Source organism: Desulfosediminicola ganghwensis, from assembly GCF_005116675.2.
Lineage (GTDB): Bacteria > Desulfobacterota > Desulfobulbia > Desulfobulbales > Desulfocapsaceae > Desulfopila > Desulfopila ganghwensis.
Genome location: NZ_CP050699.1, coordinates 3,755,429 through 3,769,295 on the forward strand (window position 1 = coordinate 3,755,429; position 13,867 = coordinate 3,769,295).

General features: G+C 47.8%; 13 protein-coding genes. 4 read left to right on the top strand and 9 right to left on the bottom strand.

Annotated features, from left to right (window positions below; genetic code table 11):
* Positions 1 to 6: 6 nt before the first annotated feature.
* The 5 genes from sucC to FCL45_RS25330 form a co-directional block, all read right to left on the bottom strand.
* Entirely contained in the window at positions 7 to 1,167 is a 1,161-nt protein-coding gene (sucC, locus tag FCL45_RS15990) for an ADP-forming succinate--CoA ligase subunit beta (protein ID WP_136798290.1), read from the bottom strand.
* Between the two features lie 89 nt (positions 1,168 to 1,256).
* A complete protein-coding gene (locus FCL45_RS15995; protein ID WP_136798291.1) occupies positions 1,257 to 1,805 on the bottom strand; it encodes a 2-oxoacid:acceptor oxidoreductase family protein in 549 nt (182 codons plus the stop codon).
* On the bottom strand, positions 1,802 to 2,611 hold the full coding sequence (locus FCL45_RS16000; RefSeq protein ID WP_136798292.1) for a 2-oxoacid:ferredoxin oxidoreductase subunit beta: 810 nt from the start codon (positions 2,609 to 2,611) through the stop codon (positions 1,802 to 1,804). Before FCL45_RS16000 ends, FCL45_RS15995 begins: the two co-directional genes overlap by 4 nt.
* A 2-nt stretch (positions 2,612 to 2,613) precedes the next feature.
* Positions 2,614 to 3,762 carry a 2-oxoacid:acceptor oxidoreductase subunit alpha gene (locus FCL45_RS16005; RefSeq protein WP_136798293.1) on the bottom strand — a complete coding sequence of 383 codons (1,149 nt, stop codon included), beginning with the start codon at positions 3,760 to 3,762 and terminating at the stop codon, positions 2,614 to 2,616.
* On the bottom strand, positions 3,752 to 4,021 hold the full coding sequence (locus FCL45_RS25330; RefSeq protein ID WP_419174957.1) for a 4Fe-4S dicluster domain-containing protein: 270 nt from the start codon (positions 4,019 to 4,021) through the stop codon (positions 3,752 to 3,754). Before FCL45_RS25330 ends, FCL45_RS16005 begins: the two co-directional genes overlap by 11 nt.
* Positions 4,022 to 4,624: 603 nt before the next feature.
* Between FCL45_RS25330 and FCL45_RS16015 the strand changes: the two genes are divergently transcribed.
* Entirely contained in the window at positions 4,625 to 5,296 is a 672-nt protein-coding gene (locus tag FCL45_RS16015; RefSeq protein WP_167495810.1) for a GntR family transcriptional regulator, read from the top strand.
* A 789-nt stretch (positions 5,297 to 6,085) separates the two neighbouring features.
* A complete protein-coding gene (nadA, locus tag FCL45_RS16020) occupies positions 6,086 to 7,135 on the top strand; it encodes a quinolinate synthase NadA (RefSeq protein ID WP_136798295.1) in 1,050 nt (349 codons plus the stop codon).
* A gap of 182 nt (positions 7,136 to 7,317) precedes the next feature.
* Here nadA and FCL45_RS16025 read toward each other — a convergent pair whose 3' ends face one another.
* The gene (locus FCL45_RS16025; RefSeq protein ID WP_228721349.1) at positions 7,318 to 8,427 is read right to left on the bottom strand and encodes a tRNA-queuosine alpha-mannosyltransferase domain-containing protein; all 1,110 of its coding nucleotides are present in this window, start codon (positions 8,425 to 8,427) and stop codon (positions 7,318 to 7,320) included.
* A gap of 281 nt (positions 8,428 to 8,708) precedes the next feature.
* Here FCL45_RS16025 and FCL45_RS16030 point away from each other — a divergent pair, with 281 nt between their 5' ends.
* Together FCL45_RS16030 and FCL45_RS16035 are read left to right on the top strand one after the other, a co-directional pair.
* Positions 8,709 to 9,527 carry a pyruvate, water dikinase regulatory protein gene (locus FCL45_RS16030; protein WP_136798296.1) on the top strand — a complete coding sequence of 273 codons (819 nt, stop codon included), beginning with the start codon at positions 8,709 to 8,711 and terminating at the stop codon, positions 9,525 to 9,527.
* A 223-nt stretch (positions 9,528 to 9,750) separates the two neighbouring features.
* Complete coding sequence (locus tag FCL45_RS16035; RefSeq protein ID WP_136798297.1) at positions 9,751 to 10,230, top strand: YchJ family protein; 480 nt, start codon at positions 9,751 to 9,753, stop codon at positions 10,228 to 10,230.
* Between the two features lie 47 nt (positions 10,231 to 10,277).
* On the opposite strand, the gene coaBC is transcribed toward FCL45_RS16035, so the two are convergent.
* The 3 genes from coaBC to FCL45_RS16050 form a co-directional block, all read right to left on the bottom strand.
* Positions 10,278 to 11,477 (bottom strand): bifunctional phosphopantothenoylcysteine decarboxylase/phosphopantothenate--cysteine ligase CoaBC, encoded by a 1,200-nt coding sequence (gene coaBC, locus FCL45_RS16040; RefSeq protein ID WP_136798298.1) that lies wholly within the window; start codon positions 11,475 to 11,477, stop codon positions 10,278 to 10,280.
* Between the two features lie 107 nt (positions 11,478 to 11,584).
* On the bottom strand, positions 11,585 to 12,292 hold the full coding sequence (locus FCL45_RS16045) for a Bax inhibitor-1/YccA family protein (protein ID WP_136798299.1): 708 nt from the start codon (positions 12,290 to 12,292) through the stop codon (positions 11,585 to 11,587).
* A 123-nt stretch (positions 12,293 to 12,415) separates the two neighbouring features.
* Entirely contained in the window at positions 12,416 to 13,819 is a 1,404-nt protein-coding gene (locus tag FCL45_RS16050) for a sugar transferase (protein ID WP_136798300.1), read from the bottom strand.
* Between the last annotated feature and the right edge of the window lie 48 nt (positions 13,820 to 13,867).

Sequence of the window (13,867 nt, forward strand, 5' to 3'; positions counted from 1 at the left end):
TTTCGTTTATTTAACCGCAGCAGCAATTTTCTCAGCAGCATCTTTCAGGTCAACAGCGGTCAGCAGATTCAAGCCGGATTCGGCAAGAATTCTTCTTCCCTCCTCGACATTGGTGCCTTCCATCCGCACTACGACCGGAATGTTCAGCCCTACGCTTTTAGCTGCCTGCACAACACCTTCGGCAAAGACGTCGCAACGGAGAATGCCGCCGAAAATATTGATCAATACCGCTTTTACTTTCTCATCACGCAGGATGATACGCAGACCGTTCTCAACCATCTCCGCAGTAGCACCACCACCAACATCCATAAAGTTGGCGGGCTCGGCACCTGCATTTTTGATGATGTCCATGGTCGCCATGGCAAGGCCGGCACCGTTAACGATATTGCCGACATTTCCGTCGAGGTTGATGTAGTTGAGGTTAAACTCAGATGCTTCTACTTCCAGGGGATCTTCTTCGTCTGTGTCACGGTAGCTGAGGATATCCTTGTGTCTGAACAAGGCATTGGAGTCTATGTCGACCTTGGCATCGAGGGCCAGCACCTCGTCACCGCCGGTGATGATAAGCGGATTGATCTCGACCAGGGAGCAATCTTTTTCCACGAAGAGCGTGAACAGATTACGAACCAGACCGGCAAAACTTTTCTGGACCTCTTTGGGAAGATCAAGCCCGAAAATGAGTTCGCGAAGATGATATCCCTGCAGGCCGAGAAGAGGATCGACAGCCACTTTGATGATTTTCTCAGGAGAGCGCTCAGCCACCTCTTCGATATCCATACCGCCTTCTCGGCAGGTCATGATCACAACTCTGGCAGAATCGCGATCTACCAGCAGGCTGAGGTAGAGTTCTTCCCTGATATCCTGCCCCGCTTCAACAAGCAGTTTCTGAACCAGACGGCCTTCGGGTCCGGTCTGGGGAGTAACCAGATTCATTCCCAGGATTGCCTCGGCATGCTCCCGGGCTTCCTCCTGTGACTTGGCAAGCTTTACTCCACCGCCTTTACCGCGTCCGCCAGCGTGGATCTGAGCCTTGACTACAACCGGATAACCGCCCAGACCACCTGCGATTTCAACAGCCTCGTCTACAGTAACTGCTGCCTTTCCTTCCGGTACAGGAACATCATATTGCCGAAAGAGTTCTTTTGCCTGATACTCGTGAATTTTCATAATTCCCTAAATACAGTGGATATAAAAAAAGCCGGGTGCAGAACCTGTTGTATGTCCCTTTCACCCGGCCTGAAATACCTCGTTACTCTTTAGTACAACTTGTTTGCCAGACCAAGTTCGTAGCCGATGCCCAAAGCGGTTTTGTTCATTTCAACAAAATCTTTCGGCACCCGGTCGGCAATTGCCTTCATGACAGAATCCGGCTTCACCAGATCTGCAAGACCTATCAGAGCGCCAAGCACACAGATGTTGAAAACAATCGGCTTACCGATCTGCTCCATAACACTTTCGTACATGGGCAATTCAACCTGTCTGGCATCCACATTCTTCGTCGTTTCCACAAATCGTGTATCGGTCAAAAGAGTGCCGCCAGGTCGTATCTCCGGTGCATAGCTGGTATACGCCTTCTGAGTAAGGCAGACCAGAATGTTGGGTTGTGAAACAACAGGAAAGTTGATTTCATGCTCAGAGATGATAACATCACTTCGTGTCGTCCCGCCTCGCGCAGCAGCGCCATAACTCTGGGACTGGGTGGCGTTCATACCCTCATGGATTACCGCCGCTTCTGCCAGAATAATGGCTGCGGTAATCACGCCCTGGCCTCCGGAGCCTGAAAAGACAAGTCGTGTACGTTTCATTTGGACGCCCCCTTCATTGCAACTTCGATAATCTTGTCATACTCTTGGCAGTATTCCGGTCTCTCCTTCTGCACGAAAATACCACGTCCCAGCAATTCAGGGTTCTCCTCGAGAGTCTTTGAGCCGACCGGTGCGGTGATGTTCTTGTAGTTTTCCATCATCGCGGCGGCATCTCCACCCTTATTTTTACGGCCAAAATGGGTCGGACACTGGGAGAGAATCTCAACTACAGAAAAGCCCTTATGCTGAATCGCATTTTTGAGCAGTTCTGTGGATTCCTTGGCGTGATACACGGTTGAGCGCGCTACAAAGGTTGCTCCTGCGGCGGCTGCCAGATCAACCACATTGAAATCATTATCAATTGTAGTATATGGGGCGGTAGTTGCCTTAATGCCACAACCGGAGAGTGGAGAGAACTGACCTCCTGTCATACCGTAAATACGGTTATTCATGACTATGGCGGTCATATCGATGTTTCTTCTGGCGGCATGTATGAAGTGATTACCACCAATTGCCAGTGCATCGCCATCGCCCATGGGCACCAAAAGGGTGAGTTCAGGCTTGGAAAGTTTCACACCTGTGGCAAATGCCAGGGCTCGACCGTGGATTGTATGCAACGAGTGAAAGTCAACATATCCGGAAATTCTGGCTGAGCAGCCGATTCCGGATGTCATGACGATGTCGTTTTTGTCCAGTTCCAGCTGCTCCACTGCGCGGAGCAGAGAGTTCAGCACGATGCCGTGTCCGCATCCCGGACACCACATATGAGGGAAAAATCTTTGTCTGATATAATCTTGAACAGCCATTGTTAAATCCCCCTCCCCTGGATGACCCGAAGAAGTCTCTTGATGTCAGAAGGTGTGATGAGTTTGCCGTCGATACGGTTTGCCAGAAATACTTTTTCCGGATTGTCTACAGAAGCTTTTACCTGTGCCATTACCTGACCAAGGTTCATTTCAACAACAACAACGGACTTCGCCCTTGAACATTTTTCGCGAACCAGATCATGTGGAAATGGCCAGATTGACTGAAGCTCTAACACGCCGATCTTCTCACCTTTTTCGCGCCTGTTCTTGGCAAGATGAATAGCAGATCGTGCTGAAGATCCGTAAGAAACCAGAATGTATTCCGCATCATCGAGAAAGTACTCTTTATAGCGGGTAATCTTCTCGATATTTATATCGATCTTGTCCACCAGGTGTCGCAGGAGTTCATTGACTACCTGGGGACTGGCTGATGGAAAGCCCCACATATCGTGGTAGAGACCGGTTACATTGTAACGATGCTCGCCACCAAAATCAGACATCGGCAACCGCCCATCTTCACGAGGCAGATATGGTCGGTAATCAACACCTTTAGGCACGGAGGTACGAAGTCGCTCGACAAGTTCGATCTCACCAGCTGCCGGAATTTCCAGCTTTTCACGCATGTGGCCAATCGCTTCATCAAGCAGGAGAATTACCGGTGTACGGTAGGTTTCCGCCAGGTTGAAGGCATCGATTGTCATTTCAAACACATCCTGATGATTGGATGCAGTAAGAGCAATGATGGCATGATCACCATGGGTACCCCAGCGAGCCTGATTGATGTCACCCTGACTCACATGGGTTGGGTTACCGGTAGATGGGCCGCCACGCTGCACATTGGCGATAACGCAGGGAATCTCTGCCATGCAGGCGTAACCGATGGCTTCCTGCTTGAGAGAGAAACCCGGGCCGCTGGTCGCGGTCATTACTTTATGGCCAGTCAGTGAGGCACCGATAATAGCGCACATGGAAGCTATTTCATCTTCCATCTGAATAAACTTGCCACCCGCCTGAGGCAGTCTCTGGGATAGTACTTCAGCGATTTCTGTGGACGGAGTAATGGGGTACCCCGCGTAGAAGTCGACACCAGCGTACAACGCCCCTTCCACACAGGCTTCGTTACCCTGAACAAATTTGATCTTATTTTCCATTTTCCCCTTCCTGACTTGTCAGCACAGTAATTGCGAGATCCGGACATCGCAGTTCACATAGTTTGCACACAATGCAATCCTCAGGCCGAGCAACCGTCGCCTTCTCCTTTTTGTCAAGTTCAAGAACATTTTTGGGACAGAGCGCAATACAAATAGAGCACCCTTTGCACCAGTCCCGGTTGATTATGATTTCCTGAAGTTTTTGCCTCGCCATAACCTTTTTTTTAACGGATTTTTCCGTCCCTCGTTGGTGATGCATTTGGACTATTCATTATGAAGGGTTAAAGTGTTTATTTTATCCCTCCTGTTAGTACCATTTTGATGTATTTTGCACTTCATATGAAACGAAAAACCGAAACCCGGTTTCCTCCGCTTCCTGGCTTTTTAACACCGTGCATTTGCACACTAACAGCAAGACCCCCAAAGGAGTCCTCGAACTGCTGCAAAACAATGCATTGTATACATTTTCTGCACACCGGACAATTAGCTCTATGGAATGCCTATGTCAATAGTTTTTTATGCATCCTCTCAGAAAGATTTTTCTTTTGATATCAATGCCTCTTTTTCACCCGATAACTCTTGACGTTTCACCATTCCTACAGACGCTTTCAACCTGACATATTCCTCCATCTCCCTGCAAATATTCGTGCACTTTTTTTGTACACAATCTGTGTGTCTTTTTTTTGAAGGTATGCTATAGCTAAGAGAATTCGCCCATATTTACAACAAATTGGGGGGCGGCAAACTCTGTCATAAACAGCATCTATGACATTCAGACATAACCTTGGATATGAGCCTGGTTCTGTCTCTGAAGGATCTTTGGTCAACTCTTTTATTATCATTTGTACTCAGCAGGTGGAGAATGGGAGCAGTTCATAAAAATTCAGAGGAAGAAGTCTACGCAAAGATTAAAAACGCAATTCGTAAGCGTTATATCAAGCAAGGCAGTCAGCTCGTGGAGATCACACTGGCCCAGCAACTCGGCGTCAGCAGAACTCCAGTCAGAAGTGCCATCAAACGCCTGGAATCTGAAGGTGTAGTAAAATCGATTCCCAACCGGGGCGCTTTTGTGATCACCCCCACGAGCCAGGAAATAGAGGAAACGTATCAGGTACGCATGGAGCTGGAGCAAATGGCTGCACGCCTTACGGCAGTCTCCATATCCAGCAAGCAGGTAAATGAACTGCTGGATCTGGTCGAGCGTGAGAAAAACATATTCGACTGGACCAACCTCGACGAATATGACGTATTAAATGCCAGCCTGCACCTGAAAATAGCCGAATTTTCAGGCAACAATGTATTGTATTACTATGTCAAGGAACTGCTTGACCGCACCAGAATCTACCTGATTCTCTTCGATCCGTTCTTTAAGTTGGAATACAGCCCCACAGTTGATGCACATCTGGGAATTGTGGAAGCTCTCTCCAGACACGATGTGGAGTTATCTTCTTCACTGGTTCGGGACCATCTTCAAAGCTCAGTAGATGGTCTGGAAAAAGCTGAAGTTATGCCTGAAGATTATCTATCGCTTTGATTATCAAAGTAATCACACATTGACGATAGTCGTTACAATTCAGGCAAATATCTTAGAAGACTGAGTGTCATGACAATTGCGCACGCTGACACCACGGTTTTCTCAATAGAACTTTGCCTATAGCTGGTACATCTTCCATACTTCAAGCCTGCGATTCTTGCCCGCCCATCCTTACATGGGCCAGCGCTGCAAGGAACTCGCTGCCGATATCCACATGGGTTTCGTCCCTCCTGGGCGGTGCCCCCTGTTTTCTACATGTCAGTGATGAATGCAACCAAAACGAATGCGTCCTCCTTATTGTGATTTGAGGTTGCATCATTTTTAGTAGCCGTTTAAAACACTAAACGAATCAACTCAGGAAATATCCGCCGAATAGATGTTGTGCTTTTCAGGCTCTGTTATCATTATCTTCTTCACCGCTCCTCCCGACAGACATCTATGCTGATAGAACTCTTTTTAGTGGGGAACTGCAGGAGACAGGAACTACACTCTTTCCCGGTATTGCCACTGCAAAACGTTATCACAGGCAATTTTAGGGAAAATTACAATACCATTAGACTTACACTATTTAATATGTGATTATTTCCACAATAATAGCATGTTGTACCATATACCGATTTGTATTCAGTTGCCTTTCACTGCCGATTACGAGTTGGCATATTATGAAAACCTCTTGACAGCAGCCCCTTACAGATGCAGGATATTCTGCTGATTACAACTATCGCCGTACAGTAAATACAATTCTAGCCAACCCCAGCATAATAATCGCTTTACACAAAGGTTATTCCTATGTCGCATCCTAACGCTGACGCCCCTATCATTCCCGAAGTACATGTTCCTGATAACCCGGTCTGGCCCGCACTCGGCGAGGCCGCAACCAAAACTCTCAAGACAGATATCAAAAAGATGCTGCAAGAGCAGAACGCGGTACTGGTCGCCCACTACTACACCGATGGTGAAATTCAGGATCTCGCTGAAGAAACTGGCGGTTGCGTAGCTGATTCACTTGAAATGGCCCGCTTTGGAACAGAACATGCTGCCAAGACCCTGGTCGTGGCCGGCGTTCGCTTTATGGGAGAAACCTCGAAAATTCTCAACAATGAAAAGCGGGTCATAATGCCCGATCTGGCAGCCACCTGTTCACTCGACGAAGGGTGCCCCAAGGAAATGTTCTCCCAATTCTGCGACGCACATCCGGAACATACCGTGGTGGTTTACGCCAACACCAGTGCGGAAGTGAAAGCTCGCTCTGACTGGGTGGTTACTTCCGGTATTGCCCTGCCAATTATCAAGCATCTGGCAGAGAAAGGTGAAAAAATCCTCTGGGGACCAGATAAACATCTCGGTCGCTACGTTCAGCGCCTTACCGGAGCAGAGATGCTTTTCTGGCCAGGCTCCTGTGTCGTACACGAGGAGTTTCGCTCAGTAGCTCTTGAACGATTAAGAAAACTTCATCCTGATGCAGCCATTCTTGTTCACCCTGAGTCACCGGAACAGGTTGTAGACCAGGCTGATGTGGTAGGATCAACCACCGCCCTGATCGATGCTGTCAAGACTATGGACCATCAGGAGTTCATAGTCGCCACAGATGCCGGAATTTTTAACAAGATGCGCCAGGTAGCACCAGACAAGGTCTTGCTTGAAGCACCAACGATGGGTGAAGGAGCAACCTGCCAGAGTTGCGCACGATGCCCCTGGATGGGTATGAATTCCTTGCAGAATCTTGCCGAGGTGCTAAAAAATGGCAGCAACGAAGTTGAAGTTTCGGCCAACCTTGCTGCAAAAGCCAGGCTGCCGATTCAGCGCATGCTCGATTTTGCCAAAACCATGCGAAAATAAGCTACTCCTGTCCTTACCGAACTTCGAACAACCAGATCGTTTCTACACGAACAGCCCAAATACTCAAAAGTTACCTGATTCACATTCGAATCAGGTAACTTTGGTTAGTATGCTTTCAATCGCAGGACTGGTGCAAAATGCATTCATTAACTCCCATCAGAAGTATTGGTCGAAATCACCCATTACCTGCCGAATAGCCATTCAGTGTAATCCTCTCTAAGGCTGCTCCAGCAATAACACTCAGTATTTTTCCTGCCTCGCTCACTGCCTAGTCTTCCACAGCGTGTTATCGCGTCCTCAAGTTTGTCTACCAGTTCCCCCTCGCTATACAAAAATGAAGAGTCAAAAAGTTCCGGATAGGAAAGACGATTCGGCAATAACGGCCTGCATCCCGCCCGAACCGCCTCAAGCACAGAGATACCAAAAAACTCGTGAATCGAAGTAGAAATCACGATATCGCCCTGATGAAGCAACTCGGCATAGCGGTCTTTTGAGTCGGCATAGCCAAAATGAATTATTTCATTGGCGAATACATCTTTCGCCCAGGAAAAACACTCAGGCTGACTTTTAAATGATTGCCCCAGGACTATCAGCTTAAACTTGAGCCCACGTTGTTTTATCTTCCAGAGCGCCGTAAAAAAATCATCCGGATTCTTATCATGCTCCCAGCGGTGGTTCCAAACGATGACGGGCGCGGCTCCATTATCGTTTGGAATGTCGCTGTTTGGCACCTTATCAATCGCAGAAAAATCTATCCCCGGATAGAGAACCACACTCTTTTCCGCTATCGCCTGATGATGATCAAGAAGAGATGGCTCTGACGTCTTTTTTAAGAGCTTCCCACTTGAGTCCAAAAAAGAATTAAGATTGTAATGAGAGTTAAATGCCAGACGATCAGAGACCAGAGCCGTGTTAAAATTAATCGAAGTAAACTGATGTATGGATGGATCTTTAACCTGGCTTGGGTATGCGAATTGATTTTCATGGAAATAGGTACAAAACCTCACCTGCGGATTCCAGCCCGGTAACCGTGAAAGCATTGCCCGCAATACAGCTACATCAACAAAGGTGGAGCAGAGAACCGTATCGAACCATCGCAGGTTCTCCGCCAGCCTCGCCACCTGTGATGCAAACCAGGGGGCAGAAACCCTCATGCGCATTTTCCACTTTCGGGCAGGGAGTGTGAAAAACACTGCCTGGCATTTCACGCTGCTGAGCAAGCCATCTAGAAATGCCTGGTGAGATCCGCCATAGTACGGTTCAATCACCAGTACACGTTTTTGCATTGTCATATTAAATTGGATTGCTCTCGCAACCTTCCTTTTTCTTAGCCGGTGGCGGAAGATATACGAATTATGTGTATGGCTTTTCGGATATATCATCTTATGATCATCTAGAAAAAGCGCTGCTGTGAGTCTTCCCGGCACAAAGGATTACCAGGGCCCAATGGTATCATAAAGAACCCGGCTCTTCACCCTGCTTTTCCATTGAACAGGCTGAGTTTCCAATGTAAGGTGGATCAATCCTCATACCTGTTCAGCAGGAAACTGAAAACCGCACCGGAGACACATGCATGTGGAAGTCTAAAGACGTTTATTATATATCAGGAAATACCGGAATTTTAGCTAAAGACTTGGGCACTGCCCTGCTCTGCCAGTTCCCCGAAACAAGTTTCAACGAAGAACTCATTCCTTTCATTCGTACCGAGTCTCAAGCCAGGAAAGCTCTCGATAAAATACTCAAGCAGTCGGCTGGCAGATACCCGATAGTTTTCTCAACCCTTTTCAGCAAAAATCTCAACAGGGTATTCGATGTCCCTGAGGTTGAGTTTATAAACATCTTTGATCACTTTCTCGGCCAATTAGAAGAATCCCTCGAAGCCAAAGCTATCCGGGAGGCCGGAACCGCCAGGGCCATGGATGATACAGCGATGAACAGGCGCGTTAACGCCATCCATTACTCAATTGCCCACGACGATGGTACCGGTACCAAAGATTATGATGATGCCGACCTGATCATTGTTGGCGTCTCCCGCTCAGGCAAAACACCGGTATCGGTTTTTCTAGCTACCCAAATGGGATTGAAGACAGCAAACTATCCACTGGTAGACGATAACCTGCAAACCTGCCGCCTTCCTCCTGAGATCATCCGCAACAAGAGTCGTGTTGTCGGCCTTTCAACCACTCCGGAAATGCTCCATGCATTCCGTGAAAAACGATACCAGGGAAGCACCTACGCCAAGGTTGCTACCTGCAACACCGAGTTGAAACAGTCTGACCAGATCTTCCTTAAGTACCACATACCAGTCGTTTTCTCGGATGGACGGTCCATCGAAGAGACCGCAACCCAGGTTGCCCAGGAGTTGCGCAATTTACAGGAAGTAAAGAAGTAGAGGTAATATAGACTACGATCACCTACAGCAAATTGCCCGTAGGTGATATACTACAGGTGCTGGATAAATTTCTTTCTTGATTCCGCTACCAGCCATGCACTCTAATGCACTCAGGAAGCACGGTGGAAAATTTCGTTCAAAAGATTTCGCAAATAATTATCGTAAATTCACCTGCGTTCTCATCACAACACATGAACACTCAAACCTTCAAGATCTATCCTTCATGACAATCAACTTTGCGCCCTGCTTCTGCTGCAGCGACCGCCCATTCAACCTCTGCTGTGAACCCATCCTGCAGGATCATGCCAAAGCCACAGTCCCAGAGGTTTTGATGCGATCGCGTTACACCGCGTATGTTCTGAAAAACGAAACCTACCTGCTGGCAACATGGGCGCCATCCACCAGACCTGGAGCCCTTCTCTTGGAGGAGAGTACAACCAAATGGCTTGGGTTGGAGATCATTGCCAGCACTGAGGTTGTGCCTGAGAGCGATACTGGGGAGGTGGAATTCAAAGCCAGGTTCATTGAAGGCGATCAGCTATACACTATGCACGAGAAGAGTCGTTTTATTCGACACTCCGGCCTCTGGTATTATCTTGATGGTACCTGCGAAATTGACAAACAAAAAGTCGCCCGCAATGGTCATTGCCCCTGCGGGTCGGGTAAAAAATTCAAGCGTTGTTGCCTGCAGATAACCTCGTAATCCTCAGGCAACCACTTTGTCTCATCTGCACCAGTGCACCAGCCAATTTACTGCATAAGCTCCAGCACCTTGTTGAGTAGCAAATCTGCAGTTCTGTCCTTTGAGGCAAAGGGCAATTTCTCCGAACTTTCATGTGTTATCAGGAGCAATTGATTGCTGTCCACCTCAAACCCCGTTGAATCTGAGTTGATATTATTCACCGCAATCATATCCAGGTTCTTGGCTTCGAGCTTTCTTTTCCCTTCTTCTTCCAGCCTGGTACTTTCTGCTGCGAATCCGATGAGAAGCTGTCCTTTTTTCTTTCGTTTGCCAAGCTCCAGGAGAATATCCGGGTTTCTCTCCAATTCCAGACTTTCCCCGATCTTTTCCTTTTTGACCTTTTCGCCGTAAACTGACTTTGCCCTGTAATCAGCCACTGCCGCTGATTTAATAACAATATCAGCAGCATCTGCATACTTCATGACCGCATCATGCATTTCCCGGGCAGTTTGCACATTAACCCGCTGAACACCTACAGGAGTTGACAGATTAGCCGGACCTGCCACCAATGTTACCTCAGCCCCACGCCGAAAGGCGGCTTTTGCCAGGGAAAATCCCATCTTTCCGGAGGAGCGGTTACTTAAAAACCGGGCAGGATCGATAGGCTCGCGAGTGGGCCCGGCCGTTACCAGAATTTTCTTGCCGGCAAGATCATGCACTGTCAACGCTCGCTGAAAGATTTCATCCACGTCTTCCCACTCTGGAAGACGCCCCTGCCCCTCTTCTTTACAGGCCATCATGCCAACACCAGGCTCAATCACTTGATATCCGTAACCGGCCAGTTTAGCGATATTTTCACGTGTTGCCGGATGCTCGAACATCCTGGTGTTCATAGCCGGGCAGATGTATATCGGCGCGCGGGTGGCGAGAACCGTGGTTGAGAGGAGGTCGCTGCTCATGCCGTGGGCCAGCCTGGCAATAGTCTCTGCACTGGCAGGAGCAATTATGACAAGATCAGCTTCCCGGCCAAGGTTGATATGGGCCATCCACTCATCGCTCTCATTATCAAACATTCCCGTATGTGTTTGAGTTCCGGAGAGACTGCTGAAAGTCAGGGGAGTGACAAACTTCTGGGCAGCACTGGTCATCACCACGCTCACCTGGGCCTCCGCCTTGGCTAAAGTACTGACCCAGCCAGCGACCTTGAACGCTGCAATACTTCCCGTAACTCCAACAACTATATTTTTGCCGGCATATGCCCTGCTCATATTCGCTCCGTGTTTACCCTCAAACTTGACAGATAGTTAAAAAAAGAAAAGCACGCCTTTTAACCAAAAGACATGCTCCTCTATGATCAGTAAACCTACACCCAAGCCTACTCCCGGGCAACTCCAAAAAATCTAAGAAGCATCAGGAACAGGTTGATAAAGTCAAGATAAAGTGCAAGGGCGCCCATGATAGCACCTTTACGAACCGCACTTTCTCCAGCCTCTAGAATACCCCCTTCACCCATTTTTTTGATCTTCTGCACATCATACGCTGTGAGGCCGACAAACACGATGACTCCGATCATGGAAATGGCCCAGTAAAGGCTGGAGCTCTGCAAAAAGATGTTCACTATGCTGGCAATGATGATTCCGAAAACACCCATCATCATGAATGATCCCATTCCGGTGAGGTCACGCTTGGTAACCAGCCCGTAAATTGCCATGGCCCCGAACATACCAGCGGTGATGAAAAAGGTTCCGGCAATGGAAGAACTGGTGTACATCAGGAAAATCATCGACAAAGTGACACCGTTTAAGGCGGAATATCCGACAAACAGCGCAGTGGCAGTCGAAGCCTTCAGCTTCTCAATTCTGGCTGAAAGATAGAAAACCAGGCCGAGTTCACCGATAATCAGCAGAAAGAAAAGAGGGCCGCGTACCAGAGTTGCCGCCAAACCACTATAGGCGGTGATATAGGCGACTATACCTGTCAGCCCGAGACCAACAGCCATCCAGTTAAAAACTTTGGCCAGAAAAATTGACGACGCCTCTGCCCGAGTCTGGGCAATGGCGGCCTGACTACCTTGTCCGTACATGTTTCACTCCTTTATATGATAAGTGCTTTAAATGCAGATAAACTTTCACTTACGTATAGTAATTCTTCCTGCTGATTGTGCAAGGAAAAGAGAAGGCCGGACAAATCCTGTATTACGAGGAAGTTATCGTCCGTTTTGGCGGGCTACAGTAAGCAGTGTCCGGGCTATGATTTTAATATCCGTCCAGAGCGAATAATTCAGGATGTACCAGTCGTCCATATTGACTCTCTCCCTGTAATCTTCCACTTCAGACCGTTTGCCCACCTGCCATGGCCCGGTTATGCCGGGTTTCATAGAGCAATAGCGGCCTGCACTCTCCTTATAGAAATCATACAGTTCTCTGCCGACAATGGGCCTGGCCCCCACTACACTCATTTCACCTTTCAATACATTGATAAACTGAGGGAATTCATCAAGACTCAATTTCCGCAAAAGTTTACCAAGCCTGGTAATGCGCGGATCATTTTTCAACTTGAAGGTTTTGTTCCACTCTTCACGTAATTTTTCATCGGTTGCCAGGATTTCCTCAAGCTGTTCCTCCGCTCCCGCCCGCATCGTCCTGAACTTCAGACATTTAAATTTTCGACCGGTCATGGTTATCCGTTCATGCCCATAAAATATCGGCCCACCATCAATCAGTTTAATCATGAGGGCTATTGACAGGGTCAGGGGCAGTGTAACAGTAAGGACAAACATGGAGAATAAAACATCGAAACTTCGTTTCCACTCGGTATGTGGATTAAAGTTGAGGATGATCAGATCACCGAGGGACTGCAATTCAGCATGATGGAGGCCATAGAGATAGAGATCAGGAATCAGGTAGATCTTAGCACCGAGAGACCGGCACTCCCGCAAAATCTGAAAGATCATCTGCTCTGCGCGCATGGGCAAAGCGATGTAAACATAATCGATGTCATTACTATCGAGATAATCCTGAATATTGTCCACTGCGCCAAGCACCGGGATATCCATTACTTCATCAACATCTTCTTTGTAAACATTATCGAAAAATCCCAGCACATCTATTCCCGCCCAAGGCATTGCCTCAATTTCCTTAACAAGAGTTACACCTAACTCCCCAGCTCCCACCACCACCGCCCTTCTGACATTTTTTCCTTTCTTACGTATCGCTCTCAAACATTTTCTGGCTGTTGCATGCAGGATGAATATCAAAAATGGTGTTGTCAGCGACCAGATCGTGAACACAACACGGGAATAGGCGTGAGATATTTTAAAGATGAAAAAATAGAACAGCAGCACTCCGGTTATTATGATCCATGCCTTTATTATGGCAATAAATTCCAGATAAAATTTACCACCACGCCAGGAACGGTACAGCTGCACCGATTGAAAGGCGATAAAGCTCAGCATAAAAGTGATAATCATCAGCCTGGTGTAGTAGACACTCCATGGAACCCTGTACCAGTGAACAAGCATTGCCAGGTATCCAACGCAGAGGAGACAGTCAATTATATGCAGGATTCTGGCAATATACGTACTCTGCTCTCTGAGATTGGTAGCAACCATAATATCCTGTGATTTGAATACATTTTTTACCGGTGGCCCTGCACGTGG

What these genes read in the sequence shown, in the direction of transcription:
- sucC (WP_136798290.1), bottom strand. Translation starts at nt 1,167, where the DNA reads ATGAAAATTCACGAGTATCAGGCAAAAGAACTCTTTCGGCAATATGAT.
- FCL45_RS15995 (WP_136798291.1), bottom strand. Translation starts at nt 1,805, where the DNA reads ATGAAACGTACACGACTTGTCTTTTCAGGCTCCGGAGGCCAGGGCGTG.
- FCL45_RS16000 (WP_136798292.1), bottom strand. Translation starts at nt 2,611, where the DNA reads ATGGCTGTTCAAGATTATATCAGACAAAGATTTTTCCCTCATATGTGG.
- FCL45_RS16005 (WP_136798293.1), bottom strand. Translation starts at nt 3,762, where the DNA reads ATGGAAAATAAGATCAAATTTGTTCAGGGTAACGAAGCCTGTGTGGAA.
- FCL45_RS25330 (WP_419174957.1), bottom strand. Translation starts at nt 4,021, where the DNA reads ATGCATCACCAACGAGGGACGGAAAAATCCGTTAAAAAAAAGGTTATG.
- FCL45_RS16015 (WP_167495810.1), top strand. Translation starts at nt 4,625, where the DNA reads ATGGGAGCAGTTCATAAAAATTCAGAGGAAGAAGTCTACGCAAAGATT.
- nadA (WP_136798295.1), top strand. Translation starts at nt 6,086, where the DNA reads ATGTCGCATCCTAACGCTGACGCCCCTATCATTCCCGAAGTACATGTT.
- FCL45_RS16025 (WP_228721349.1), bottom strand. Translation starts at nt 8,427, where the DNA reads ATGACAATGCAAAAACGTGTACTGGTGATTGAACCGTACTATGGCGGA.
- FCL45_RS16030 (WP_136798296.1), top strand. Translation starts at nt 8,709, where the DNA reads ATGTGGAAGTCTAAAGACGTTTATTATATATCAGGAAATACCGGAATT.
- FCL45_RS16035 (WP_136798297.1), top strand. Translation starts at nt 9,751, where the DNA reads ATGACAATCAACTTTGCGCCCTGCTTCTGCTGCAGCGACCGCCCATTC.
- coaBC (WP_136798298.1), bottom strand. Translation starts at nt 11,477, where the DNA reads ATGAGCAGGGCATATGCCGGCAAAAATATAGTTGTTGGAGTTACGGGA.
- FCL45_RS16045 (WP_136798299.1), bottom strand. Translation starts at nt 12,292, where the DNA reads ATGTACGGACAAGGTAGTCAGGCCGCCATTGCCCAGACTCGGGCAGAG.
- FCL45_RS16050 (WP_136798300.1), bottom strand. Translation starts at nt 13,819, where the DNA reads ATGGTTGCTACCAATCTCAGAGAGCAGAGTACGTATATTGCCAGAATC.